The organism is Candidatus Glomeribacter gigasporarum BEG34, assembly GCF_000227585.1.
GTDB lineage: Bacteria > Pseudomonadota > Gammaproteobacteria > Burkholderiales > Burkholderiaceae > Glomeribacter > Glomeribacter gigasporarum_B.
This window is the reverse complement of record NZ_CAFB01000058.1, coordinates 12,054-37,403: the sequence shown is the minus strand read 5'-3', so window position 1 is coordinate 37,403 and position 25,350 is coordinate 12,054. Positions and strand designations below refer to the sequence as shown.

The window sequence follows — 25,350 nt, the reverse complement described above, 5'->3', positions numbered from 1 at the left end:
CGTAGGAACCGTAATAAAGCCTCATCCAACTTTGGGCTTCCTCAAGGTCATCATCCAACATGTCTAAAAGCGCTTCGCCAAGCGCACCATGTTCAGCGATAAAGCACTCAAGTTCTTTAGTCTTATCCTCGTGTTTCACCATCATGTTTAATACCTTCAAGGTGGGATTGAGAAAAGCCGCCTTGAAGCTCCCCCCTGCCGGGAAGACCTCCCAAGCGGGGTAAAGGAAATGCCAATCAATACTTAAACACGTGCGTCTGACCGCCCGCTTCGAGGGTGAAATAGTCACCACATCTAAGCAGATGATCGGCGAACCGCTCGTAGTCGATGTAACCGTGTAGGTTATCCGGCATGCAAGCTAGCTCATCGAAAACCTCTACGGCATAGTCTGTCTTGTCGTTGTAAGCGCCCTGATAGTTTTCAGCCATCAAGCGCCACGCTTCTGAAAGATCGTTGCCTGCGTGCTCTAACACGGCTTCAGCCAGTTCCGCGCCATATTCCGCGATAAAGGCCGTTCGGGTTTTTTCTTTCTGTTTAAACACGTGCACACGACCCTCCAACTCGACCGTCAAATAGCCTTCGTCAAGCAACTGCCGCGCGTACACTTTGTCATCGAAATGGACCTGGAGTTTGGGCGGAATTACAACCGCAGTCTCCAGGCACTGCCTGATGAAGTCCCGCTCGTCTTCGTAAGCGCCTTGGTAGCCTTCAAACATCAAGCGCTCGGCTTCCTGTGGGTCTTCTCCCGTCTCTGCCAAAAGCGTTTTGCCTAATGCAGTGAGTTTGGCAAGAAAAGCGGCACAGGCCTCTTCATGGTTGTTGCAGTGAATGGTCATGTTGGATACCTCCAAAGTGAGGGATGAGAAATCCCTGCCTGGAGATATCCCCTGCTGGGGAAATCCCCCCAGCGGGATAACATATCGGCTAGAACGCTGTTGATCGAAACAAGCAGTGTTTCACGTCAAACATTATCTTTTGAAGACATGCATTTTTTCTTCTAGGGTCATGGTCTGATACGTACCGGATGTCAGAAGCCATTTTCCTAATCTTTCATAGTCAATAAAAACACTTAAGAAATCTGGAAAATGAGCCATGCTGTCTACAAAGTGTTCAGCAAAATCTGCCGCATGATCAAAAGCGCCTCGGTATTCTGTTTCCAGCGTTTCTTGAGCATGCTGACGGCTGTAACCCCTGCGTTTCATCAGTGCTTCAATCAATGCCTCGCCGTATTCATGCTCGTTCCCATGCGCTTTTTCCTCTGCTTTGCGCGCAAGAAATGCGTCGTGCAGATTCATATCCGCGTCCCAAATCGTCGTCATATGAGAGACCTCCTAAACGTGTTGGATGATCAAAAATCCCGCAGGAGGTCTCCCCTGCCGGGAGAGTCCCCGGCGGGGTTCGATAAAGAAACTTAGTATCTGAATATGTGCACCTGGCCGTCCGCTTCGATGGTGAAGCAGTCACATCCGATGTGATGCATGGCAAAGCGCTCATAATCGATATAACAGCGTAGGCCGTCCGGCATGGCGGTTTGCTCGTCGAAAACCTCCACGGCATAGTCCACCTCGTCGTTGTAAGCACCCTGATAACATTCCGCCATCAGGCGCTCCGCCTCCGAGAGGTCGCCGCCTGTGTGTTCTAATACTGCTTCGGCAAGTGCCGCGCCGTGTTCCTCAAAAAAGGCTTTTCGCGCCTTTGCATTGTTTTCATCTGCTTCCGTCATCTTGATGACCTCCAAAGTAAGAGATGAAAAATCCCTGCCTGGAGATATCCCCCCGCTGGGGAACTCCCCAGCAGGGTGAATAATCAAATTCTTCGTTTAACTCAAAGTTTGTTGAATGTGCTGTTTAAGCGCCCCTTCAACACCACTGTGCCTCATCGTAGCCTGGCATATGCCGAACAAAGGTCTCGCGCATTTCATCGAGCAGCGTTTTAGCTTCAGACCGCTCCCACTGAGGATACTCGCAGGATTGGTAATTCAAGCAGTGGCAATATTTGATAGCCTGCGCTATCGAACACGGCTGGTGGAATTCTTCGCTGTCCAACTCGAATATCTCATCGTTAGTATCGTTGTAACGGTAATTAACACTGATGCAATTGGCATCCAATAGTTTCTGACCCATCTCTCGAATTTTTCGATCAGATAAGTCGCCGGGTAGCCAAGGTTCCTTGCGCCGACATGCGGCATAGCATCCCAGGATATTTGAGATGACTTCGTGACCGACAATATGAGCACTCATGATTTCCTCCAAAGGTTTGGGTTGAAAACCGCTGGAGGAATCCCCCTGCTGGGGATTTCCCCCAGCAGGGTCAAAAAATACGCCTTGCCTAAAGCTCAAACGGTTGTAAATACATGCGTTTTGCCTTCAGCATAGACAGTCCAGAACTCGCGGCTGGTCAATAGGCGTTTTGCGACACGCGCATAGTCGATATATTCTGCCAGCCAGTCGTCAAAATCTGCCTCTGTCAGTTTGCAATCCACATAATGCCGAGCAAAATCCGTCTCATCTTTATAGGCACCTTCATAGTGTTCATCCATTAGACGCTCGGCATCTGCCAGCGAATACTCTCTGTCTTCTAAAAGCACTCTGGCGACTTCGCCGTGTGTGGTGATAAAGTCCGTGCACGCTTTTTTCTCGAACAGACGTTCAGCCTGCTGAAGATCATAGTTTGCTTCGACCAACAATTCTTTGCCTTGCGTTCCGTGCCTAGCAACAAAATCCACGTATTTTTCACATTCATGCGTTGTTGACATTTTTCATCTCTCCTTCAGTTAGAATTTAAAAATCCCACTCAAGGAGATTCCCGCACTGGGGAAGCTCCCCAGCGGGGTAAAAAGACCACACCAGTCCCTGATACGCTTGTAAAAGAGACGTGCTCGGCCATTGCTTTCAACAAGGGAAACGTTTTACTGATGCGCTTCCTGCTCTCTGCTGAACACGTGTACCTGATCCTCTACTGTGAGGGCAAAGAACGGAGCGTCTTTAAACGTAAACAGATACTGCTCCAGATAGCCGTTGCACAGAATATAGCGACGTAAATCATCCGGGATTAGCGCCCAATTGCTCACATAATGGCGTACAAAATCCTCCGTACTGCCATAACGGCCCTGATACCTGTCTTCTATCAGGCAGTGGGCTTCCTCAAGCACATACCGAGTCTGTCCTAAAAGCGCTTGCCCTAGCTTGCCGTGTTTGGCAATAAAAGCGCGCGCCTTCCGGGAGTTTTTGTACACTCTCGTGAGCGGCGAGACGCGATCATCCTGGCTGAATACGTGCACCCTCCCGTCTAAATGGATTTCAAAGAACGCGCCTCTGGGAAATAAACCTCTCCGCAGGCAATAGACGAAACGTTCAAAATTGATGCTACAGAGCAGCACATCGTTGGAATCGCTTTGGCTCTTCAGGTAAGCCAAAGCAAAATCTCCTATCCATTCGTACTCGCCTTGATACCGGTCTTCTATCGCGCATCGGGCTTCTTCGAGATTGTTTTGCGTGCGCTTCAAAAGCGCCTGCCCCAGTGTGCCGTACTCGTCTACAAAAGCGGCACAGGCTTTTTCAATATTTTGATCGGCTTCTTTCATGTGGATACCTCCAAAGGTTAAGATGAAAAAAACTGCCTAGGGAGATATCCCCTGTCGGGGCGTCTCTCCCCAGCAGGGTAAAAAGTGTTGGATCAGCGCGGCCCTTCCTCTCCAGCAGGGTCTCTCCTTTCAAAGAAGGAAGGGCGCTTGCCACGCGCTATTCCGATCAAACGGAAGCTTGATGCTTACGCTCCGTTTTAGCGCCATGCAGTGTTCTGCTGTTTAGGCGCTATCACCCTGACGCAGCATCGTTCTGACGGCGCGTCCCGATAGCGCTCAATTTCCTCCTGCGGCAAAGCAGGTAACTTGTCTTGCAGGAGGCGCTCATATTGGATGTTGCCTGCGACGGCATAGCGGGCGACCCGAATGCCGCCGCACTGAGCGCGCAGATAAGGTCCCATCAAGCATTTAAGCGTATCCCGATGCCGCCCTTGTTCTGCTTTCAACCCTTCTAGCCGCTCTTTCAAAGCAGTAATCTGAGCATTCAAGATTTGATAGCGTTCGGCGGCTTCGGCCCACTGCGCGACCTGCTCGCCTTCTTTGGGCGTAAACACGTCCCGCTCAGGGTCTTTGGCCGGTTCCTGTTTGGATTCCACCCGTTTCCAGAAATCCATCGCCTTTTCGATCAGCGACCGAATCAGCGGGCCGTCGCGCGGTATCTGGAACTCCTGTATCTCGCCTTGATGCCAGAACACGAGATAGCCATCGTCCGCACCCGTCACGAGGATTTGATGCTGCACTTGCGGATAACAGAGCCGGAAGGTTTCGCTCTCCGCGCCTTTTGCGCGCACCGCTTCCCAGACTTTTGAGCCGGGGCACTTCAGCTCAACGGGCGCTTGGTTCGCCAGATGGCCGTCCAAAGAAGCGCGCATCAGCGGTAGTGCCTCGTCTTCGACGCAGACCGGCAGCAAGATTTCGCCATGCCTGGCTTCAAAGGCTTGACGGGCGATGTCCTCGTTGCAGAGGCCATACTGAACAAAAGGATTGCGGGAGACATCCTCTTCCACCGCAATACCCGTCTTCTCAGCCCACAGACGCCAGAGCGTCTTGTAGGGCGAGCGGCCCAGCAAGACTGCGGCATCCGAAGCGGTTACCCCTCGGCGACGCCAGACATGCCAGGCATTGGAACGCTGTGCAATATCGATAATTTTCATTAGGGCCCTCCTGTGAATAAAAAATCCAGCAGGCGAGCTTTCCCCAGCAGGGAATTCCCCTGCTGGGATGAGATAAATCCGACTTCATGAACGCCTGATATCGCTATCAGGCGGACCGAATAACCGCCCTGCTGCAAAGCACAAGTGGCGCTTATAGGATTGCGCCGCGCAGATCGAAGAGGGGATCCACATCCGCCCCATTTAAATCTGCGCGGCGCAGATTCGTCCTGTCCAAATGCGCACACCGCAGAACCGCGCCCTGCAAGTTGGCATTGGATAGATTCGCACCGCGCAAATCAGCGCCGCTTAAGTCTGCTTCACTGAGATCGCACCCGAGCCACGCTTGGTGTAAATCCGCATCGCACAGCTTGGCCCCACGCAGCTTCGCGCCAGTGAGATTGACGCCCATCAGCATTGCGCCGTATAAATTCCGGCGTCTTCTAACCGCCGCCTCCAGCGCTATACGCATCGTGCCGCGCTCATGATCGTGCGCAAACAGGACACGGCCGCTGAACCGTTCTCTGATTTCAATCAACATATCGACCTCCGAAAGTGTGTTGAAAATCCACTGAGGGAGGCTCCCTGCTGGGGAACCTTCCCCAGCAGGGTGAAAAATTTTTATTCGACTGGCTGTCAACTCATTCTTCAGGTTCAATCTAGATACACAAATACTGTCCAACTTCCAAAGTAGCGGCCATCGAACTGGATCATGCCCTCAGCAATATCCAGTGCCCATTCGCGTTCATCCTTCCCAGGAAAATAGCGCTCGGCAACCTCTGGATCGGAAAAATCCAATCGCAAAATATGCATGTCGGTCATGTGGACCCAGGACAACGGGCCGATCATGGGAGCATCAAAGCACCGGCCCTCACTCTTTTCATCCGGTGTCCTGCGTCCGTGCCAAAGCGCGAGATAGAGGCCTGAAGGTATTTCATCGCCGCTGCAATTTTGATAACGCGGCAGCGGCACGCCCCATGAGGTGGGATACCCAGGCGAATCATTGCCCTCAGGCGTATAGACTGTTTGGTTTTCGTACAAGGTGTTCATCATTTTGGATACCTCCAACGGTTACAGGTCAAAAAACCCAGCCCTGGAGATATCCCCCAGTGGGGACATTTCCCCGACTGGGATACAACAAACTTGATCACGCGCAACCTGAATCATTTCAGGCCATGCTTTTCTATAGATCAGATGCGCTGGAACAGATGAAGACAGTGGGATGTCAGGTTTTCTCTTTGACTATCGCGCTGCCGTATTTCTCTTGAATTTCTTCCCGTGACCAAAGTGGATGTCTGCGAGATCGATAGGCTTCTGAACGGAAATACCAGCACATTTTTTTCGGCGACCAGCGAAAGCCAGCCCCCTTAAGCGCTTCCCGATACGGTTTGGTATCGCCGTACACCCATACCCATTGGCCGCAGACTTCGATCTCCAGATTGAAATGGGAGATTGCCTGGACCGCTTCATTGACATTTTCCGTCGTGCTGCGAGCGTGACTCGCTTCCGCTTTTTCTTTTACAGATTCCGGTTGAATCGCGTGCATCGTGAATGACCTCCCAAAGTGTTGATGAACCCACCCAGGGAAGCCCCCTGCTGGGGCGCGTTCCCCAGCAGGGTGAAACAAGTGATGGTCATGGACACCTTCCAGACAGCGCCGAAAAGCGCTGCTCAGTCGGCATCCAATGGCGCTCTATACCGCTGTGTCAGCAGAGGGCGCAGCACAAGGCGCGGCCACGTTTTCTGTCATGACCGCTTCTGCCGCTGCGGTCTCCAGGAAATCCGGCAGCTTGGTCTGATTCGCCTGTCGTTTCCGCGCGCTAGACGCTGGACGAAGGGGCTTGTGTTGCACGGGTTCGTCTGTTCGACTCACCTCCACCTCTTCTATCGCAGGCGCTTCCGCCATGACCGGCGATGCTTCTTGTACATCCTGCGCCTGTTGCAATTGATACAGACTGGCAGCGCCCTGTAGATAGCTTTCGGCTGCGAGCCGTTCGTTGCCAGAGAAACGCTGACGCACGAGCGCGTGCGCGCCTTGCCAGGCATTGGTTTCGCGGGCGCGCTCCAAAAAAGGGCGCAGTTTCGGCTCCAAAGCCTCTATCTCAGATTGCACCCGCCGTGCGTTCGCCTCCGCACTGTCTATGGCAGGCAGGCCGATTTCCCGCGCGCGCTCTGCTTCATCCGGCTCATAGAGGCCAGAAAAGCCGAAGGCCGCCTGTGCACACTGGATCAACGCCTTATGGCGCAGCATCCGCTTGGGGTACGTCTGCCACGGGCCTTCTGCCGTGTACGGGCCGTTCTTGCCGTTTCCGGTAAACGGCGGGCGATAGGCTTCATCCAGAAATTCCGTGATCTGGGTCGGATGGCTTCTGTCCTTGCGGAACATGATGCAGGTGATCCACGGAAAGCAGGCCGTCTTCGCGCCTGGCTTTTGCACCCAGTCGTTTGGATCCTTGGGATAAGCCCAGTCAATGCCATCGTATGCCGCGTGCTCGTTAATAATGCGCTCCCATCCGCGCACACTGACCACCGGCATAATGCCGCCCTGCTTGTCGGGAAACGCATAGATTTCTCGGCAAAATGGGTTCAGGCCATGCTGATCGGCGACGATGAGCAGCGCCATCATTTCTTCGTTGGTGGGAACTCTGCCCTCTTTCATCCGAAAGGCTGTCAACTTCAAGGTATCAAACAGCTTATCGGGATCAACGCCAAAGCGTTCGCCTAAACGGACCATCAGTTTTTTGGATTGCTCTTGAGACATCGTGCTTGTCCTCTTTCAAAGAAAAGAAAAAGGGGCCCTTTCCCCAAGGGGCGAAAAGTGCCCCCGTGGGGTGAACACATAGCAGTTGCAAAGGCCGCGTGCAGCGGCTGTCCATTGCAATGTACAAGTCGCCAAGGAGTCCCTATTCAAGCTCCACGACAACGATTCAGATGTGCTGCTTAGCAAGCGGCTGAGGCGTCTGGGTAGTGTTTAAGCATGATCTGATTCATCTTGTCCACCAGATCGGCTCGGCTGAATGTCAAATGCCCTGTGCCTTTCTTGTACCAACGCAGAGAAAAGTAAGGGCCGCTCCATTCACAAAAACCCTCGAAGTCAGCCTGCTTGAGATAGTGATAGATACATTCATGACAACTGAGGTCAGGTTTGCCCTCCAGCACAGAAAGCACACGCACCAACTCATCCAAGCGACGGGTCATCTCGCCACTGAAACTCATATGGTTTGGCCCCCAAGTACTCAGCAGGTCGTTCACAATGAGACGCTTGCCTAATTGAACAGGCTGCTTGGTTATGTAATTCCAGGAAAGTCTGCGGAATGCATCCAGAATGCTACGTTCAAACATCTCCTCACGGGCTGCATGCAGGCGGCTAAAAGTGGTTTCAATCTGCGCTCTGGTCAGCACCGGACAGTGATCTGGCTTCAGCATTTCTTTCCATTCATCATGGGCGGCTTCATCCATAAAAAGGCGTAAATCAGACGCATCCATCAGATATTGCCAAGCTGAGGCATCAATCAATTGACGCGCTTCATCCATGAGTTCCGCTAATTTCGGACAATCCTCCGGGCAGTAGCGCCTCGTTATAGCTCTCTCACTTGTCCAGATGGACTCCATAGAGAAGGACAGTATTTTGAGATGCGCTTGCTCAGCGATTGTCTGCGCTTCCTTCAGAATAGTAATGGCCTGCTCTATACGTTCTAACACAGCTTCTCGTTGATTCAGTAGCGCGTCTACATTGACGTTTTGTATGAGCTCGGCGGTGACATCGATTTTCATCGTGCTTGTCCTCTTTCAAAGAAAAGAAAAAGGGGCACTTTCCCCAAGGGGCGAAAAGTGCCCCGTGGGGTGAATAAATAGTGATCCTAAGCTGCGCGGTTGGACGCCAGGCCTGCACCTGCACCCATCACCAGATCATCGTGCCTTTTCGGAAAATCGCAGGCTCTTTTGCAAGCGTTTTCCAGTCCGGCTCCGAGAGTGGTGTGATCGGTGCAGACTGCGGCGATCTGCGGCCAACCCAGGCTTTCTTAAGGCGAGCCATGCAGCGCCGTAGCAGCGGATGCAGATGCCGCGCCAGAGACGATAAGGCCCTGGCCGTTACGCATGCGCATCGACCGAGCACGCCAATGCCCGCGCCCAAAAAGGCAAGGAAGAACAGTAATTTCATCGGGACGCTCCTTAAAAATGGGGAGCCCCTCCTACTGAGGCAGCCCCCAGTAGGGTTTTCAAAAATGGACGATCTCTCGACCGCCCTGATCCAAGCTGCTTGTTTATCCAGGCCAGCGACCTGACTGTGTATCGCCATACAGCGATCAAGACAGTGCAAGCAGCTTAACCGCTACTGACGCTGACCGATGCGCTCGAAACGGCTCTGGGCGCGTCTTTTCGCTGTCATCGTAAAAGCGGATGCTGCGCTACCTTCAAGCCAGGCAAAAGTGATCCCTTCTCATCCCTTTTAAACAGGTCCGCCATGCCAGACACCGAATCCGCCGTGCCGCCAACGAAGGAGAAGGCCGTCTATTCCCGCCCTGTCTTCAAGCAGCGGCTGACGGTCAATAGCCTGGAAGCGCAGCGCGTAACTGCGCGCATCTTTGAGCGCGTGCAAAGGGCGCTGCTCTCGCTGGATGTGATCCTGCGCATCATCGGCAAGCAGGAAGCGATTGATCCACTGGCAGCATGGATCAGTGAGCAGATGGCGGCGCTAGATCGGGATTTTGATCAGGAAGCGGCCCGCCTCAAGGCGCTGATGGATGAGCACGGCATCCAGGCGATGCCGACGTATACGCATCCTGCAAAGTATGAAATCGAAATCAGTTCGCCGCGGGCCGCCCAGTTTGCGGGTCTGATCCGAAAACTGGACAAGTTGATGGGGCAAATGGATACCCTGTGGCTGAACAGTGTGCTGACCAGCCAGCAGCGCTTAGAAGCGAATTATCAGTGGCAGCAACAGCTCTTCACCTTAGCTGGGCGCATCTTCAGTATGGAGTATCGCGCCAGAAAAGCCGTGTACGCTCAAGACAAAACGGCTGAAACCGAGGAACCAGCCACACCGGAAACACAAGACGGCTCAGAGGTGTCTGAGGAAGAAGTGCAGGATGCAAACGGGGCAGATGAGCCTGTTTGATCCCGCTCAGGACGAGTCCCTGTGTCAAATCCTGTATGGCGACAGTAGCGCGCAACTGCGGCCATTTGTCGATCAGGTGGACTTGATCCTCACTTCACCGCCCTATGCCGACGCCCGCAAAAGGCACTACGCCAGTATCCGGCCCCAGGATTACGCGGATTGGTTCATCCGTTTTCATCCCGTTTTCTGGCAAGCCTTGAAGGCGCATGGCAGCTTTATCCTTAATCTCAAAGGGAAAATTGTCGATGGCGTGCGGCATCGCTACGTCTGGCACACTATCGAGCGGCTGACGCAACTCGGCTGGCACTGCATTGATGACTATATCTGGCATAAAAAGACCAGCATGCCGGGCTTCTGGCCGACGCGGCTGCGCGATGGCTGGGAATATCTGTTCCATTTAGCCAAGACCCAAAGGCCCTACGTCAACCATGAGGCGGTGAAAAGGCCGATAGCCGCTTCATCTTGGAACAGAATACAAAGAATCCAACCGCATGAGTATGCACCGCACCTCTCCGAAACTGGCAGCGGTTTTCGCCGTGCGATGCGCGCCTGGATCGGGAAAACCCATGTGCTGCCGGATAACGTGCTGCATGTCAGTCCAGAGGCGCGCAATAAAGGCCATCCGGCCGTCTATCCCGTTGCCCTTCCCCGCTTTTTCATCCGGCTGCTGACAAAACCAGGCGATCTGGTCGTCGATCCGTTTGCAGGCAGCGGCACCACGGGCATTGCAGCTCTACAGTTGCAAAGGCGCTGCCTGTTGATCGATAACCACTATCCTTATTGTGTCTTGGCAGCGCAGCGGATACGCGCGGAAACGGGCGTTCACGCCTCAGGCGAGTATCTATCCGCGCCCGTACCCGCTAGAGCGCGATTGACCCTTGAATCTCAGGCGGCTATCAAGAGAACAGCCCATGCGGCAGGTCCATAACGAAAGGTTGCCTTCAGCATTCGCCTGTGTCTACACTGCACTGCTTTCCAGCCTTCAAAAATCTAGCTATGAGCCAGGAAACAGGATTGCTCGTGCAGGAGCCCACGCAAGAATTTGTGCAGGAGATTCCATCCACCCGCCGAAAATTTACCGACGACGAGAAGGCACAGGCCTTGAAGCTGGTTGAGGAAGGCAAGAAGATCAGGGAGGTCGCGGAGCAATTTTAGGTGAGTTCGAGCACTATTATAGGGTGGCGGAAAGCCAGTCAAAAAGCGCAGCCCGCCAAGCGCAAGCGAGCAAGTCAACTGAAAGCGGTCGCCAAATCTGCGCACGCTGTCGCCGAGACCGCCCATCTGCCGAAGGCAGCGCCCCGTTCCGAGTCCTCAAAATTAGACGCTCTGCGAGGCGAACTGGCGCGGCTGGAAAAAGAGCGGCATGCCATTGTGGAAAAAGAGCGGGACGTGCTCAAGGAAATGACGCAGATTTTGCTGGAAGCAGCATAGAGAATTTGACGCCAGCCTTAACCCGATACGGCGAGCGGGCGATAGCGAACCCAGTGCTGCGATATATATTCCTGCAAACAGGATTTTGATAAGGTGCAGATCGAGCGCCCGTGCAGGGCAAATCGCTTGAGTCCTTAATGCAGCGTCGGACAATGGGCTACGCCAAAGCGCCCAGCCAAGTTTAACATCAATATAAGTGAAGAGCCGAAAACCTGTTTGCGCTCTTTAAGTTCAGTTTATTTTGGTAAATGAATTCAGTGGCTTTGCTTCCGTAGATTTCACGGATTACAAATGTTCTGGTTTTCCGCAAGAATGTCGTGTATGTTCAATGCGCTTTTCAGGGTGATCATATAATCATAAAAGAGACCTAGCCATCTCTGTACACGACAAAAATAGCCACGCGCATAGCGCGGAGCGGGCAGGCATAAAAAATTCGCTGCTCGCAGTAAGCTATGGGTTCTCTAAATACCCACAAAGAGGTATCCCATGCTCGCCGCACTCAGCGAATTGCAAGCCAGTTTAAAGCATCATCTTTCCTGGAACAAAGCCCGAATCAGTTGTTTTGCGCACATGTTGTTAGGATTATTTTCCGCCGGATCGGTGAGCTTGAAGGCGATAGCAGTTGCGGGCAGCGGCGCGGCCCAGAGGGATTCGCGTTATCGCCGTCTGCAACGTTTCTTTGCAGGATTCAAAATTGATATTGCTCCCATTGCCCGATGGATTTTCAATCTGTGCTTCCAGCCTGGGGAGAAAGTCTACTTGACGATAGACCGCACGAACTGGAAATGGGGCAAGCGACACATCAATATCTTCATGCTGGCGGCAACGTATAAGGGTTTGGCGATTCCGCTGTTCTGGACAGTGCTGCCCAAAGGGGGCAGTTCCAACCACGAAGAGCAGTACAGTCTCCTCCAACAGTTTCTGGATGCCTTCGGTCGAGATTGTATTGCGGGCGTGCTGGCTGACCGGGAGTTTGCAAACGGCTATCTGTGCCAATGGCTTCAGGTCCGTCAGATTCCTTTCTATATTCGCATCAAGGGCAATACCTTTACCCGCACGCAAGGCAAGCGCGACTGGGCTGCCAAACAGCTTTTCAGCCGGCTCAATCCGAAGGACGCCATGACACTCCCGGCTGCGGTGGCACTCTTTGATCAGACAGTTCCTGTTTATCTCTCCGGCTCCCGATCAGAACGGGGAGAACTTTTGATCGTAGCAACGAACCACCCGAATCCAAAAGACGCACTCTCGATTTACAAACGCCGATGGGAGATCGAATCTTTGTTTCAGAGCTTCAAGGGCCGTGGCTTCCGTTTCGAGGAAACCCATATCACAGACCCAGAACGGATGACAAAGCTGACAACACTGCTCGCCATTGGCTTTGTGTGGGCGCACAAAGTGGGCGAATGGCACGCGAAAACTCAACCCGTCCTCAGCAAACAGTTTCCAGAAGGCAGCAGGCCGCAATACACGTTTTTCCGTTATGGATTGGATTTTCTACGTGAGGTCATCAGTCCTTTTCGCTGGGTAGCTGAGCGGTTCAGCCAGTGCGTGCAGGTGTTAGCGGGCGCTGAGCCACAACCCGTTTATGCATCCTGATATTTTTGTCGTGTACAGAGCCTAGCCATGCCAAAATCCTCAGACCAAGTGACTGCTGTCTTGGGACAGATTACCCCTCAATTGCCTAAACCGACAGAAATATCAATAGAACCTTATGTAGATCAGCTTAGGCAAGCGCTACAAGCACAAGGCTTGGCGCAAGCCCTTGCCGCGCAGGGGCGTTCGGATAAAACAGATTGGATTGTTAATCGCTTGAAATCCATTCTCTTGTTTATGGAGCGGGAACTTGGAATCGTCTGTAAACACGATCAACATAAGAAAGTATTTATAAACACAAATATTACTTATGTCGCACAGAAAACGGTCGGGATGGTGCAGACCTATCGGGACGCAGGTACCCTTTCTAAGGTTTATGAGGGGGCACTAATGGACTTGAGCCGAGCCTATGTCGAGGATCGCCTGGAACTGTACAAGGCTTATGAAGAGGAAGAGGGGCTTAAAAGTAAAGTTGATCTGTTTGAGAGCGTCAAAAACGCTTTCTCAACTGGTTTGTCAAAGCTCAGCAGTAATGCGCTCTTTCTGAAAGTTCTGGGGGGGCTGGTGGCTTCTGCAGGACAGTTAGGGTTCGAGTTGGGTAAGTTGTCAGACCAACCCACACCCTCTGTGCCCTTGGGCCAACTGTTTACGCCGCCGGATTGGTTCTTAAATGCCGCATTCCCACGGCTCACGCTCTGTGTTCAGACACATCCTCATTTTATAGAGGCCTTCCAGATTCTCAAGGGCTATCATGATCAACTGAGTACGGGCATTCAGGAGCAATATAAGAATGCGAAAGACTATAAAGGCAAAAGTCTAAACGATATGTTTGGGGATATCACCCGTATAAAATCCAAGGATATAACCCATGTTGACAAGCTTGAAAACAGAACATTGAGAACCGCTTGCCAGACGCGAGCAGACACGGATGGGAAATGGTCGAATTATATGAAATGTCAGGTAGATAGACTGTTAGATAGGATGGCAATAAGGCTTTTAAAATACACATTTGACCAAGCCTTGAAGATTTGCCAGAAACGGTTTCAAGATACAACTACTTCCTTGCCAGAACATTTCTGGCCGGATTATTTAAGACTGAACCTAGCCAGCGTTCCGGCATCCTGCTGGTCCAGGCTAAATCTTCTACAATCGCTTTTGCGCCAAATAGACCCCACTAGGGCTTCGGCCAGTCTCACGCAACAGACGCCAGCACAAAATCCCGTTTCCTCTAATCCAATTGCCTTTTTTGGAACTGTCCAGCCTTCGTCCATGCAGCCGTCTTATGAGAGCACGACTGTTCACAGACAAGACCCAGTATGGGACCCCGATGTAGGGAGCAGCAAACCGAGGGGGCCTTAACCTGAGCTGCGCGACGTTACCGATGCTCTTTAAGCAAATATAATCCTGCTCGCACCATTTTGCTCACGTGGACTCTACTGCGCCACCCTCCAGCAAAGACATTCGTAAAGGAATCGTGCAGGTAAAGGTTGAGCCTTCACCCCGCGTACTCTGCACCTCAATCTCTCCATTTAGGTCTTCAATCAACTTTTTAACGTTCGCCAACCCCAAGCCTGGGCCTTGATACTTCGCCTGATACGCAGGGGACAAACGGGTAAACTTGTTGAAAATGACCTGATACTGGTCTTCCGGTATCCCTTCTCCCGTATCCTGAACGCTGATTTGTACAATCGCTTGTTGGGCTTCTTGTTTAACCAGTCGTGTAGAGACCTTGACATGCCCCTTTTCGGTAAATTTCAGCGCATTCGTGATCAGTTCTAAAACGATTCGCTTGATGCGCAGACTATCGCCTATCAGAGTAGGTGGCAGGAAGAAATCCTGTTCCAGGGATAAAGCCAGGTGCTTTTCAGCGGCTTGCGATTGAAGAATCGTTAAAGCAGATTTAAGCACATGTTCCAGAGAAAATTTTTGACAGCTCAGAGGTATCTCATCCAGACTAATGGTCTTTAGGATTTCATCCATAAAACCCAGAAAAGCCTCGCTGGTACTGACCAGCATGTCGGCAATGTTCTTCAGCGTCGGGTTGTTTGCCTCTTTTTGCATGATGTGTGCAAGCCCCACCATGCCGCCGATAGGGGTGCGCATATCATGACGCATGTTCTCCAGAAATTCGGTTTTGGCTATTTCTGCTTTCTTCCGGTCAGTGATGTCTAGGGATATTCCGAGGACACCTATGACTTTATGGTCTTTTATAATTGGTTTCCTAGTAACTAAAAAATAAGTTCCCGCGTATTCTTCCTCTATTGTAGTTTCCTGTTCGGTTTTAATAATTTGCTGGATATAATCCCATCTATAGTTACCCCAAGTATTGATATGTAGTCCTTTAACCTCTTCCACGCTGCCTATGTTTACAACATTGAGTAGTTTTTTGTTCGCCCAGCAGACATAGCCTTCTTCATTGACTAAAAAGATATTGATAGGCAAGTTTTCTACTAAGAAGTTATTTAAAATCTCTTTAGAGGCAAGATAAATTTCGTCAAGCTTTGAATACATAGTGGATTGTGTGGACAGCTTCTCTCCGGAGTATTTTTGGTGCATAATTGTAAATCTACGTTATTAATATTCTTTTCTCAAGATATTCCTAATGGCAAAAATAGCTTATTTTAAAGGACTGGAGCAATTTATCCTAGAAAACAGCCTTATTAAGAATAAGCCTATCAAGATAGTAATAGGCATCAGTATGCAATCACCACACCAAATCAGCAATGAGCATAAACAATCTGGCGATTCTTTTCGGGCATTTGTCGATCTGCTTCGCAAAACCAATGAACAATGTATTAGGGATGAAAACAACAACGAGAGCGCCATTCGCATCTCAGAATTGATTGTGGTTATAACAGATGGCTTACACCGGCATAACCTCAGGTTATACAAGAACGTGTCAACTACAGAAGCAGAAAGTGAGGCCGCAGGATTAGGTCAAAAGTGGGTTGCTGATAATAGACAATTTTTAGAAGCGATTGGACAATGTGGTATCTCTTATAAAGTAATTCATTGGGAAGAGCTTAAAAGCGTAGCGTTTAATCGATATCTACAAATAGTGGAAGAAGAGTATGAGAAACCCAATTCTGAATTCAGAAGCATAATTGATAATTTGACTCAAACACATTTAGAGAAGCTTGTTAACTTTCTTCTCGAAACTAGGGATTCTAGCTTTACCCAAGAAGATTGCGTTAGCGCGACAAGGAAGTATTTGCTGGAAGAAGCGGCCAGTGCTTTTGAATTTGCCTCATTAAAGGCTGATGGCATGACATATCCTGGGCCTTGCAGCCCTGGATTCAAATACATATATGATACCTACTTGTCTGAAAGTAACCCACTTCCTTTTATAGAGTACGGAATGCGGGGTGGCAAAAAACTTCCTTCGTTTTGGAAGGAAGAGTCGCCTGTTGAGAATGCACTGTCTGGCATGCCTGACGAGGAATTTCTTATTCATCACACAAGCAACTTTAGTAATTAGTAAATTGCTCAGTCCTGCGCTTAAAATCCACGCCACCGCTGCTGCCTGCATAGCTGTTAGCGCCTTACTCGGCTAGAGTAAAGGAATGACTCAGCAGTATTAGACTCAGCTTATCTGTTGCTGCGGATTTCTCCGTGCAGTGCCTCATTAGCTTCGTCATCACTGGTTCATCATCCCCTTCTCATCCCACTGTACGTTCAGTTCTCCCGAATACAGCGGTCCGACAGTCTTCATCGTAAACCTTGCGCAAGGATTCCTGAATGCTCAAGCACGCCACCCGCAATATAGGGCATCCCCATTGCGTACAACCTGCTGTTTGGATATTTCTTCCATCCAAACCCATGACCTTTACTCCGTTTGGTTAAGTATCTTCGGAACCGGGCATTTATAAAGTGTTGTAATTTCCGAAAAGTTTTGCTGGCATTTGTATGTCGGTAATAGTTGACCCAACCCAACACAATAGGTTTTATTTGTTTTATAAACTCTTCAGGCTTTATGGGTGCCCTTCGTGAAGTCAAAGCGCGCAGTCTGTTACAGATGTTTTGTTGTGATTGTTTTGAGGGAAAACGGTAGATTTTGTTCTTATCGCTGGTCAGGCTTTTGCGTTTCACAAAGTTGATACCAAGAAAGTCAAATCCTTGAGTCAGCTTCGTTATCCGCGTCTTCTTGCTATTTAGCGTAAGTCTCATCTCCCTTGCCATTTCAGAGAATGCTTGTAGCGCAGTCTGGGCGCTCTTTCGGCAGACCAGCACGGCATCATCGGCGTAGCGGTGTAGCGTTGCGCCCAGTTTCTCTGGGCACTTTTCTTCCTGCCACTTTCGGTCGATGACGTTCAGGTAAATGTTGCTGTACAACGGGGAAGTCGGGGAGCCTTGCGGCACTCCAATTTTCGTTGGTTGCACACTCCCTTTGTGGCTGATGCCAATCTTGAGCGTTTGTTTGATCAATTTCAGCAGGCTTCCGTCCGATATTCTGCGACTGATCAGCTCTAGGAGCTTATTGTGCGGAATACGGGTGAAGTAAGCCTGGAAATCAATTTCCACAACGCTCCATGCCTGTTGATATAAATCTTGTTGAATCGCCTCGCTGGCTTGCTTGGCGTTTCGTCTCGGCCTATATCCATAGGAGCACTCCTGAAATTCCGCTTCAAAGATGGGTTCCATGACCAGTTTCATTGCCGTCTGCACAATGCGGTCTTCTACCGTCGCTATTCCTAGCGGCCTCGTTCCCCCCTTCGGTTTAGGTATTTCTACCACCCTGACGGGGGAGAACTGGTAGTTTTGCTCGCGTAGTTGCTTCTGCAATGCCCCGATCACTTCTGCCTCTCCTTGGGCGATGACCTCTTCTATGGCCTTTCCATCAACCCCAGGCGCGCCCTTGTTGGCTTTGACTTGCCGCCAAGCCTCCCAGAGCACGTCGGTTCGATAGACTTTATCGTACAGACTGTAAAATCTGACCTCCTTTTCCTGCTTGGATTTACGATATAGAGCTCTCTGGAGCTGTCGGACTTTTAGGGCTCCGTTCCTAGCGGTTAAGCAATCGGACATTCTCAACTCCTTCAAGACTCGTTAACTGAAGTAGGGCCCCTTCCCTCTCGTCTGGTTTCCCGGACAATACAAGCGGTACTATGAGCCCCGCGGAATTCTGATAGGGCCTGCATTGACTTCGGTTTCGCCTTATACAATGCCGTTTCCAGCGGCCAACTGGTTCCCTATCAGACCTCCCGGCCTACGACGTGAAACAGTCACAGCGTGCAACCCCAAACACCCCGGCACCTGTAAGATGGGACAACTGCCTATTTGTATTCCATCCTCTGTCAGCCTTCCCGTAGCCTAAATACGGTCGGCAAGTGCATTTCTGGGTTCACGAGGCTTATACGGGTTCACTTTCGTTGTAGCCCGCTGTTTTGCATTTATCGTTCAAGGTCACTTGAGCCTGCAAATCGCTTTACAAACCCTACCTCCTGCTAGACGCCCGAATAGGCAATTGGCATCAGGGGACTTTCACCCCATTTGTTTTACTCCTGTACCGGCGTGCCAATCCCGACGCCAGAAAAAATCGCTGGGCCGAGCGGATTGATTTTGAAGCCCGTCACATGTTTATTGATCACTTGGTAGTCGGTCGCATAGGCGATGGGGGTAAACGGCTGCTCGCGTTTAAACACTTTCTGCGCTTCTAGATAGAGCTGAGTGCGCTTCGCAGTATCAACCGTTTGTTGTGCTTTCTGGCGTAAGTCGTCGAACTCTTTGTTGCGCCAGTGCGAGAAACGTACGGTTGATAGCCATTCATCAGGATCATTACTGTAGTTAATCCAACCGGTCAGTAGTGCGTCATGTTCTCCTTTATTTGCACGTTTAAAGAATTCCGCCAATTCATACGTGGCGATCTTGGCTTTCACGCCGATCTTTTCCCAATCTGCCTGGATCATTTCAACCATCAAACGGGAGGCTGGGAGAGCAGGCCGCTGTACTGATGCAGCCCACAGCGAAACAGTAAAGCCATTCTGATAACCTGCTTGAGCTAATAATTTCCTGGCCTGCTTTACATCACGCGGCGTGTCTTTCAAACTTTTGTCATACCCCCATTGCAACGGGGGCATCGGCACAACGGCCACTTGTGCGTGGCTGTCGTAAACTATATCAATAATTGCCTTTTTATCAATCGCCATATCCAGCGCACGGCGCACTCGCACATCGTCCAGTGGCGGATGAGTCGTGTTGTATGCCAGATACCCCATCGTAAAACCGGACTGCTTTAATACTCGGAGATGAGGCACCTTCTGCAGCACCGCGATATCAGCGGGACGCGGGACAGCGCTGACTTGACATTCATTCCTGATCAGTTTTTGCGCCCGCACGGCGGCATCCGGGGTAATAGAAAAGATCAGCTTGGACAAGCGCACATCCTCAGGCTTCCAATATTCTGGATTGCTGTCGAACACAAGGTTTGAATCTTTATCATATTTTCGGAAAATAAACGGGCCGGTACCAACCGGCTTCTGATTGATCTCTGACGGCTTGCCTCTTTCCAGCAATTGCTGCGCGTATTCAGCGGGTAAAATCGATGCCGAGGGTATCGCAAGTGTAGAAAGAAACGGCGCATGGACTGAATGGAGCGTGAAACGAACAGTATAAGGATCAAGCGCTTCAGTTTTAGCAATGATCTTCTCAAGCTCCCTAATGTAGCTAGGAAATTCAGCCGGATACGCCTTGCTAAACGGCATATTCGGGTTAAGCATCCGTTCGAAGGTAAAGACCACATCTTCGGCGTTGAAATCGCGCGTGGGTTTGAACCACGGCGTGGCATGGAACTTCACACCGCGCCGGAGATAAAAAGTATAGGCCCGGCCGTCAGGGGAAATGTCCCACCGTTCGGCGAGACTAGGTTCGATTTTGTTGGTATTTTCAAGCTTGTATTCAAGCAGCCGGTTAAAGACCGTTGCCGCCACCGCATTGTCTGAAACTGCTATATATCTATTAGGATCGAACCCCGTTGGGCTGGCTTCAGAACAGTACACAAGAGATTTCATCGGCAATCCAGGTTTTGTCAAGTCATTTGCATACGCACCACAATACGTCATCAGTTCGACCATGAAGATGATCCCTGCTCTAAGCGCCAGCACCAAAAGTAAATGGTATGCTGCATTCATGAGAGGTCGCGTCTCAGTTTTCATAAAAAATCAGTGCTTGTCGCGGAGCCTTTACCTGTTGTGCGCAATTTGGATAGAACATGGCGGAGAGTAAACGGGCTGACTATTTTGTCCCGAATATGAGTGGTGTGATTACTCATGGTTGGAACGGAAACCTCAAACTGTTGAGCAAGCACTTTGCATTGGGAAGATTCACACATCGCAAGTAAAATCTGCATCTCTTTAGAAGTGGGTAGACTAAGAGGATTGAAACAGCAATCCAGTTCCAGATGTCGCAATAAATGCTGAATAGCCTTTTGTTTAGAGAAGGGAAAAGCCTCTTGATAGAGGTTGAACAATCTCTGTAAAGACAGTTGTGGAGTCAAGTTCTGAAAAATAGTCAGAAATGCAATGACTTTTTTATTATCTGCGCTTGAAATAGGGATTTTGGTTGTGTTCTCAAAAGAAATCCGGCCATTAAAGTAAATACTGCGGCAATTAAAATTGATAGGGCGTTTCGTTAAAAACACTTGATTTTCAAATTTTTCGGCTCGCATCACATTCTCGTATTCGGAATGTATTATGGCGGAATCTAAATTTAGTTTAGACTTTCTCTGAAACACATCGTCTATCCAAATCTCACGAGGAGTAGCGCAAATGAAATCATCAATTCCTAATCCGTTAACTGCAGCCTCATAATGGTTTGCCAGCAGATGTTTTCTCGTCTGTGCGTCTCTTACATGACTTGCATCGCGATAATTTTCTACAAAATCAGATAAGAATTCGCCGCTGCAGCTGATTGTTCCACGACCACTTTTTAGATCAGGCAGCATCTGAGTTGCGTTCATAATGCTTTCTCCAGCCGGTAAGATAATTTTACTGACTGAACACTAACTCTAATTTTTTGATATGTGTTTTCCTATTCAATATATAATTAACTTGAAAAGTTAATATTTGAGCGGTTTCCTAATTTATTTGCAGATTGAATTTTCATATCAATCAGGTATTGACCTGATTTGGAAATATCGGAGAAAAACAAAACCTTCCCATAAAACCATAAAAAACTTCGACGCCACGTTGAAAACACACAAATGTGTGTTGTTTTATCTTTCATGCGTTTCCCTTTGGGTCGAGCGACTGTACGGCCTATGAGCACAGCGGCCTGCCGTATTCGAAAGAGATCACCGGAGAAAGACCATGATAAACCCGACCCAAGAAGCGCTGACGCAAAAGATTTACGAAAACAAGTGTGCCCATCCAAGCTTGGAAGACATATTGAACTGTTTTTATGAGCTGAAATGCAACGAGCTGGCCTCGCTGTTTCATGGTCTGGCTTCTGTGATTCATCAAGCCTGGAATGCAGAGCCTATCGAGCTCGGTACATCGCTCCGAGAACGATTTCAACAAGATTTTTTAGAAGTTTCAGAGATTGAAGCATCAGGCACGGCGCAAACGGCTGCTGGCTACAGAACCGACGCTGGCCATTGAAGGAAATCCGAAAAATCAGGACTCCCGATGCACATGAAAGGCGCTAAACGATTGCGCCACGGGCATTAATTCAAGGCGATTGATGTTGACATGTGCAGGCCGTGTGGCCACCCAGACAATTGATTCTGCAATATCCGCTGCGGTCAAAGGTTGCGTACCCTGATAGGGCGCTGCGGCTTTTGCAGCATCCCCCTTGAAACGCACCTGGGAAAACTCGGTCTCGCACAGACCCGGCTCTATATTCGTCACCCGTAATGCGGTGCCCGCTAGGTCTGCCCGCAGGTTCAGACTGAATTGCCGCACAAAGGCCTTGGTGGCCCCGTAGACATTGCCGCCTGGATACGGATAACTCCCCGCGATAGAGCCGATATCGATGATGTGGCCCCGATTGCGCTGGACCATGCCGGGCAGAAATGCGTGGGTCATCTGCACCAAACCGCTGATGTTGGTATCGATCATGGTTTGCCAATCGTCCATCTGCGCACGGTCGGCCGGCTCAAGCCCCAGCGCCAATCCCGCGTTATTGACCAGGACATCCACTTCGGAAAAATCCTGCGGAAGGGATTCGGGCAGTTTTGAAAGGGTAGCGGGCGCCCGCACATCCAGCTGCAGAGGCAACAACTTAGGTCCCAATTCCTCCGCGAGGGACTGTAAACGATCTCTGCGGCGGGCAGCGGCCATGACCGAACTGCCCGCCTTTACGAAAGCTCTTGCAGTGGCCGCACCAATGCCACTGGATGCGCCGGTAATCAGTACGAGCACTTCCCAATCAACCCATAACAGGGCCTCACTCCGCCATCCCCCCATATGCTGCCGTGCCCTCTCCAGACGGTGGATGGACCATACCTGGCAGCGCTCTTTTCAACGGCAGGCGCACATCAATCGCATCCCACGGAATGGAAACATGCCCGTCTCCATCTTTTTCAACCACGGACCATTCCATTAACGCTTGAATATCCTTATAGACATTTCGGTAATGGCGGTGAAGCTGCTTAGCCAGTGCATAGATCGTGAGGGGACCCGCATCCTTGAGCGCTGCAATCAGTTCCCAGCGTTTTTCCGTAAAAACACGGGCAAATTGGGGCGGTGTTTCAAAGCCGATCCCGTAGTAGGGTTCTATTGTTTTCCCCTCTTCCAGATTTTGCAAAGCATGACCAAAACGATCCAGAGCCGCTCTAACAGGCTGGATTTCGATATGCAAAATGTTCTTACTCATATCTTTGTACCTCTTCTACATCTTTCATGAAATCCGACAGTAGGGTTGGGACATCCACAAATACATAGGGTATTTCCACCTCTCGAATATGCTTGTGATCACCCTTGCCGCGCTCATTGTCATAACCCACGATGCGCTGCTTGCCCTCGATATAAACCAGTCGGTATTTCACTTTGTGTTGACCAGGCGGTACAGGCATGGGTACATCCCAAATAACACCCTCAATTCGGCCAGCACCATAGATTTGCTTAAAGGCATGAATCAACCTGGCTTTCATGGGGCTTATCATACCCTATATTATGGGGCGCGCTAAGCCCTACTCCGCTCCAACATCCGGTTTCACCATCTTCCCCGCCTTCTTTCGTAACGCATCGACCTCCACCCCTTCCAGCCGTTTGCGCGTCCGCTCGATCACTTCTTTCCGATCCCCCTCCGTATTCAACGGGCTGCCCTGGCCCGTCAGCGCCTCCGGTGTCAAATGACCAGGCTCCGGGAAATGCCTGCTCTCCTGCAAGATTCCCAACCATTCGTCCAGATTGACCTGGCCCCAGTCCACCTCCGCCAGACGCTCCATCGGAATGCCGTCGCACTGCGGATGCTCGGCATCCCCAAAAGGCATCCTCAGTTGAAGCCGCACCTGCTCCTGAATAATCCGCGACAGCGGCGAGTTAAAGCAGCAGTACGATTCCCGTTTCTCTATGCACAGCCCAATGGCGTCCGTCTTGCAGTAGGAACCGAGATAAGTGCAGCTTTTCAGATGCCGTTTGGCGTTCATCTCGAATTCTGCCTTTTCGCATTTCCAGATCAGCTTGATCATCATCAGCGTGACCACGTAGGCGGTATACGCCGTCATCGCCGTAGACAGCATCGCCGCGCCTTGTGAACCGAGAATCTGTTCGGCCATGCTTTTCGGCGCGCCGACCGGCACCGCGCTCCCCACTGACGAGGCGGCATTGCCGATCACTTTGGTGGTGACTTTGGTGACTTCTCCAGTGAGTTTGGACACCGCTTGCCGGCCGACCGTGGAGACCGGCTGTGTAAAAGAGTGAACTGCGCCCGTGATGTTTTCCAGGAAAGAGGCGAAGGGCTTGGTCACTTCCGTCCAGCCTTTCAGCACCGGATTGCGGAGCAGCTGATACGCCCCTTTCACGCCTGCCAGCGCGCTACTGTCCCCAATCTCCATCAGAGCTGTATCCAGTTTTGGCATCGATAGAATCAACGTCAGATAGTCGCCGAGCGACGGATACTGCGGATTTTTGCAGCAGTTCTGCACCCCGCCCACGGCAACCTTGCATTCGCTGGGCTGGCCCGTAAAGGCGCGGCAGTACAAATTGTCGTGACCCGTGACATCTTCGCAATCGGTGTCCTGCGTCATGAACTGCGCGGCCTGGAGCAGCGCGGCGGCCTTCGCAAAATCCGTGCTGGCTTCCTGATCGACGCTCAGGCAGTCCTCGCCCATGCAGCGCACCGGCCCCGCGCATCGGTACTTCGTGGATTTATCGAGCGTCGGGACTTTGACCTCCTTGCCGCAGTCGTAAGTGTCCTCCCGCACATAGCAGTGGCCAGACACGCCTTGAGTGCCACCGATGCAGGTGGAGCTGATAAAACCGCAGGCGGAATTGCGCTCATACGTCTGACACTGGTCGATGTCCTGATCATTCCGCAAGCATTGCCGGCGGCCTTGCGCATCCACCCAGCAAGTGCCTTGTCCGTGGTTGTAGTCGCATGAGAGCGCCGAGACTTCGACGCGGGCGGCCTGTCGGGGGACATTGGGTAAGGGTGGGGCTTTCAGCTTCTGATAGAGCGGATCACCCTTGCAGATGTCAAAGCCGGAAATCGTCACACAGGCATTCTCATCCCTCGGCCAGGGCGTATAGCGGCCTTTACAGAACGGCTCCAAAGTGGCCCGCGCGTCATTGATACAGGACTGCGGCGACCAGTGGTCGGTCACGATGGTAAAGAATTGCGCAAATTTGAGGAGTTTCGGGCCTGCAAAATAATCCGCCAGCGGGATACCGATGGATTGGACATCTGCATTATTGTGAAAAATATACAGCTGGATGCCCTTCTCCTGGAGCGCGCGGATGATCTCCGCTCGGCTGGGGCAGAAAGACTGGCCTGGATTAAAACCGCAGCCGTAATCGTCGTTGCCAATCAGCACGATGATGCGATGGACATTTTCCCGCCAAGGGTAGTGATCGATGGCCCATCGGACGACCGCGAACGGATAGGTTTCCGCCCTTTCCGTCCGAACGCCGTTGATCCAGTGCTGGAAATCGCTGTAGGCGTAGCTGAAGGGGATGTTATTCCAGAGATAGTCCTTGTCCCGATAGGCGGCCCCGCTCATGCGCAGGTTATGCGCCTTGCCCTGCATCATCAAATTAGCAAAGGTGCGGACATTATTCCGCAGATCGGCAATCACGGGATCCATCGAAGCAGAGTTGTCCACTAAAAACACAACATCGGTGGGTTCCGTATCGATCTCGATAGTATGCTGAATGGTGCAGCCGCCTGCGGGCTTATACAGCCGCGTACAGTGGTGATATTCAGGAATATGCGTCAGGCGTTCGCGCTTCTGATACTCGGTGTCTGTTTTGCAATCGCCGAACCATTTAGCGATATCGTCTATTTTCTCGTAAGTCTGCTTGNNTNNATCGCATGNG

29 protein-coding genes are annotated in these 25,350 nt (G+C 51.0%); 8 read left to right on the top strand and 21 right to left on the bottom strand.

Going from position 1 to position 25,350, the window contains the following annotated elements; genetic code table 11:
* Positions 1–236: 236 nt before the first annotated feature.
* From CAGGBEG34_RS09765 to CAGGBEG34_RS07710, 13 genes are all read right to left on the bottom strand, one after another.
* Positions 237–836: an antirestriction protein ArdA gene (locus tag CAGGBEG34_RS09765; RefSeq protein WP_006683161.1), complete on the bottom strand. Its 600-nt coding sequence runs from the start codon at positions 834–836 to the stop codon at positions 237–239.
* A 132-nt stretch (positions 837–968) separates the two neighbouring features.
* Complete coding sequence (locus tag CAGGBEG34_RS07765) at positions 969–1,319, bottom strand: antirestriction protein ArdA (RefSeq protein ID WP_006683160.1); 351 nt, start codon at positions 1,317–1,319, stop codon at positions 969–971.
* Between the two features lie 92 nt (positions 1,320–1,411).
* A complete protein-coding gene (locus CAGGBEG34_RS07760) occupies positions 1,412–1,810 on the bottom strand; it encodes an antirestriction protein ArdA (RefSeq protein ID WP_158641843.1) in 399 nt (132 codons plus the stop codon).
* A 49-nt stretch (positions 1,811–1,859) separates the two neighbouring features.
* Positions 1,860–2,240 carry a hypothetical protein gene (locus CAGGBEG34_RS07755; protein WP_006683158.1) on the bottom strand — a complete coding sequence of 127 codons (381 nt, stop codon included), beginning with the start codon at positions 2,238–2,240 and terminating at the stop codon, positions 1,860–1,862.
* A gap of 95 nt (positions 2,241–2,335) precedes the next feature.
* The gene (locus tag CAGGBEG34_RS07750) at positions 2,336–2,755 is read right to left on the bottom strand and encodes an antirestriction protein ArdA (protein WP_006683157.1); all 420 of its coding nucleotides are present in this window, start codon (positions 2,753–2,755) and stop codon (positions 2,336–2,338) included.
* A 153-nt stretch (positions 2,756–2,908) separates the two neighbouring features.
* Positions 2,909–3,583 carry a hypothetical protein gene (locus tag CAGGBEG34_RS07745; RefSeq protein ID WP_006683156.1) on the bottom strand — a complete coding sequence of 225 codons (675 nt, stop codon included), beginning with the start codon at positions 3,581–3,583 and terminating at the stop codon, positions 2,909–2,911.
* Between the two features lie 197 nt (positions 3,584–3,780).
* Positions 3,781–4,737: a YqaJ viral recombinase family nuclease gene (locus tag CAGGBEG34_RS07740; protein WP_006683155.1), complete on the bottom strand. Its 957-nt coding sequence runs from the start codon at positions 4,735–4,737 to the stop codon at positions 3,781–3,783.
* Between the two features lie 151 nt (positions 4,738–4,888).
* The gene (locus CAGGBEG34_RS07735; RefSeq protein WP_006683154.1) at positions 4,889–5,275 is read right to left on the bottom strand and encodes a pentapeptide repeat-containing protein; all 387 of its coding nucleotides are present in this window, start codon (positions 5,273–5,275) and stop codon (positions 4,889–4,891) included.
* A 113-nt stretch (positions 5,276–5,388) separates the two neighbouring features.
* Positions 5,389–5,787, bottom strand: coding sequence for a hypothetical protein (locus CAGGBEG34_RS07730; protein WP_006683153.1), 399 nt, complete (start codon positions 5,785–5,787; stop codon positions 5,389–5,391).
* 172 nt (positions 5,788–5,959) lie between these two features.
* Positions 5,960–6,280: a hypothetical protein gene (locus tag CAGGBEG34_RS07725; RefSeq protein ID WP_006683152.1), complete on the bottom strand. Its 321-nt coding sequence runs from the start codon at positions 6,278–6,280 to the stop codon at positions 5,960–5,962.
* Between the two features lie 147 nt (positions 6,281–6,427).
* A complete protein-coding gene (locus CAGGBEG34_RS09760; protein WP_006683151.1) occupies positions 6,428–7,495 on the bottom strand; it encodes a RecT family recombinase in 1,068 nt (355 codons plus the stop codon).
* Between the two features lie 179 nt (positions 7,496–7,674).
* Positions 7,675–8,508, bottom strand: coding sequence for a DUF4942 domain-containing protein (locus tag CAGGBEG34_RS07715; RefSeq protein ID WP_006683150.1), 834 nt, complete (start codon positions 8,506–8,508; stop codon positions 7,675–7,677).
* Between the two features lie 127 nt (positions 8,509–8,635).
* The gene (locus CAGGBEG34_RS07710) at positions 8,636–8,896 is read right to left on the bottom strand and encodes a hypothetical protein (protein WP_042688360.1); all 261 of its coding nucleotides are present in this window, start codon (positions 8,894–8,896) and stop codon (positions 8,636–8,638) included.
* 303 nt (positions 8,897–9,199) lie between these two features.
* On the opposite strand from CAGGBEG34_RS07710, the gene CAGGBEG34_RS07705 reads away from it, so the two are divergent.
* The 6 genes from CAGGBEG34_RS07705 (at position 9,200) to CAGGBEG34_RS07685 (ending at position 14,236) form a co-directional block, all read left to right on the top strand.
* A complete protein-coding gene (locus CAGGBEG34_RS07705) occupies positions 9,200–9,853 on the top strand; it encodes a hypothetical protein (RefSeq protein WP_006683149.1) in 654 nt (217 codons plus the stop codon).
* Positions 9,825–10,781, top strand: coding sequence for a DNA-methyltransferase (locus CAGGBEG34_RS07700; RefSeq protein ID WP_050009369.1), 957 nt, complete (start codon positions 9,825–9,827; stop codon positions 10,779–10,781). Before CAGGBEG34_RS07705 ends, CAGGBEG34_RS07700 begins: the two co-directional genes overlap by 29 nt.
* Positions 10,782–10,849: 68 nt before the next feature.
* Positions 10,850–11,008, top strand: a complete 159-nt coding sequence (locus tag CAGGBEG34_RS11140; RefSeq protein WP_158641842.1) for a helix-turn-helix domain-containing protein — start codon at positions 10,850–10,852, stop codon at positions 11,006–11,008.
* On the top strand, positions 11,009–11,284 hold the full coding sequence (locus tag CAGGBEG34_RS07695; protein WP_006683147.1) for a hypothetical protein: 276 nt from the start codon (positions 11,009–11,011) through the stop codon (positions 11,282–11,284).
* Positions 11,285–11,770: 486 nt separating this feature from the next.
* Entirely contained in the window at positions 11,771–12,880 is a 1,110-nt protein-coding gene (locus CAGGBEG34_RS07690) for an IS4 family transposase (RefSeq protein ID WP_006683146.1), read from the top strand.
* Positions 12,881–12,907: 27 nt separating this feature from the next.
* Entirely contained in the window at positions 12,908–14,236 is a 1,329-nt protein-coding gene (locus tag CAGGBEG34_RS07685) for a hypothetical protein (RefSeq protein ID WP_006683145.1), read from the top strand.
* Positions 14,237–14,299: 63 nt separating this feature from the next.
* On the opposite strand, the gene CAGGBEG34_RS07680 is transcribed toward CAGGBEG34_RS07685, so the two are convergent.
* Complete coding sequence (locus CAGGBEG34_RS07680; RefSeq protein WP_050009368.1) at positions 14,300–15,433, bottom strand: PAS domain-containing sensor histidine kinase; 1,134 nt, start codon at positions 15,431–15,433, stop codon at positions 14,300–14,302.
* A gap of 46 nt (positions 15,434–15,479) precedes the next feature.
* On the opposite strand from CAGGBEG34_RS07680, the gene CAGGBEG34_RS07675 reads away from it, so the two are divergent.
* Positions 15,480–16,355: a glycoside hydrolase family protein gene (locus CAGGBEG34_RS07675; protein WP_006683143.1), complete on the top strand. Its 876-nt coding sequence runs from the start codon at positions 15,480–15,482 to the stop codon at positions 16,353–16,355.
* A 230-nt stretch (positions 16,356–16,585) separates the two neighbouring features.
* Here the strand turns inward: CAGGBEG34_RS07675 and ltrA are convergent, their stop codons facing one another.
* From ltrA to CAGGBEG34_RS07660, 3 genes are all read right to left on the bottom strand, one after another.
* Positions 16,586–17,902, bottom strand: coding sequence for a group II intron reverse transcriptase/maturase (gene ltrA, locus CAGGBEG34_RS07670; RefSeq protein ID WP_006683142.1), 1,317 nt, complete (start codon positions 17,900–17,902; stop codon positions 16,586–16,588).
* 470 nt (positions 17,903–18,372) lie between these two features.
* Positions 18,373–20,028 (bottom strand): ABC transporter substrate-binding protein, encoded by a 1,656-nt coding sequence (locus CAGGBEG34_RS07665; protein ID WP_006683141.1) that lies wholly within the window; start codon positions 20,026–20,028, stop codon positions 18,373–18,375.
* Positions 20,025–20,831 (bottom strand): hypothetical protein, encoded by an 807-nt coding sequence (locus CAGGBEG34_RS07660; RefSeq protein ID WP_006683140.1) that lies wholly within the window; start codon positions 20,829–20,831, stop codon positions 20,025–20,027. The genes CAGGBEG34_RS07665 and CAGGBEG34_RS07660 overlap by 4 nt, the downstream gene beginning before the upstream one ends.
* A 349-nt stretch (positions 20,832–21,180) precedes the next feature.
* On the opposite strand from CAGGBEG34_RS07660, the gene CAGGBEG34_RS07655 reads away from it, so the two are divergent.
* Positions 21,181–21,471, top strand: coding sequence for a hypothetical protein (locus CAGGBEG34_RS07655; RefSeq protein WP_042688359.1), 291 nt, complete (start codon positions 21,181–21,183; stop codon positions 21,469–21,471).
* A gap of 15 nt (positions 21,472–21,486) precedes the next feature.
* Here the strand turns inward: CAGGBEG34_RS07655 and CAGGBEG34_RS07650 are convergent, their stop codons facing one another.
* From CAGGBEG34_RS07650 to traN, 4 genes are read right to left on the bottom strand one after another with little or no spacing between them, the layout of a single operon-like run.
* A complete protein-coding gene (locus CAGGBEG34_RS07650; protein WP_006683139.1) occupies positions 21,487–22,233 on the bottom strand; it encodes an SDR family oxidoreductase in 747 nt (248 codons plus the stop codon).
* A gap of 25 nt (positions 22,234–22,258) precedes the next feature.
* A complete protein-coding gene (locus CAGGBEG34_RS07645) occupies positions 22,259–22,687 on the bottom strand; it encodes an HVO_A0114 family putative DNA-binding protein (RefSeq protein WP_006683138.1) in 429 nt (142 codons plus the stop codon).
* Positions 22,680–22,964, bottom strand: a complete 285-nt coding sequence (locus tag CAGGBEG34_RS07640) for a toxin-antitoxin system TumE family protein (RefSeq protein WP_006683137.1) — start codon at positions 22,962–22,964, stop codon at positions 22,680–22,682. The genes CAGGBEG34_RS07645 and CAGGBEG34_RS07640 overlap by 8 nt, the downstream gene beginning before the upstream one ends.
* Positions 22,965–23,003: 39 nt before the next feature.
* The gene (gene traN / locus CAGGBEG34_RS07635) at positions 23,004–25,118 is read right to left on the bottom strand and encodes a conjugal transfer mating pair stabilization protein TraN (protein ID WP_050009367.1); all 2,115 of its coding nucleotides are present in this window, start codon (positions 25,116–25,118) and stop codon (positions 23,004–23,006) included.
* Positions 25,119–25,350: the final 232 nt, after the last annotated feature.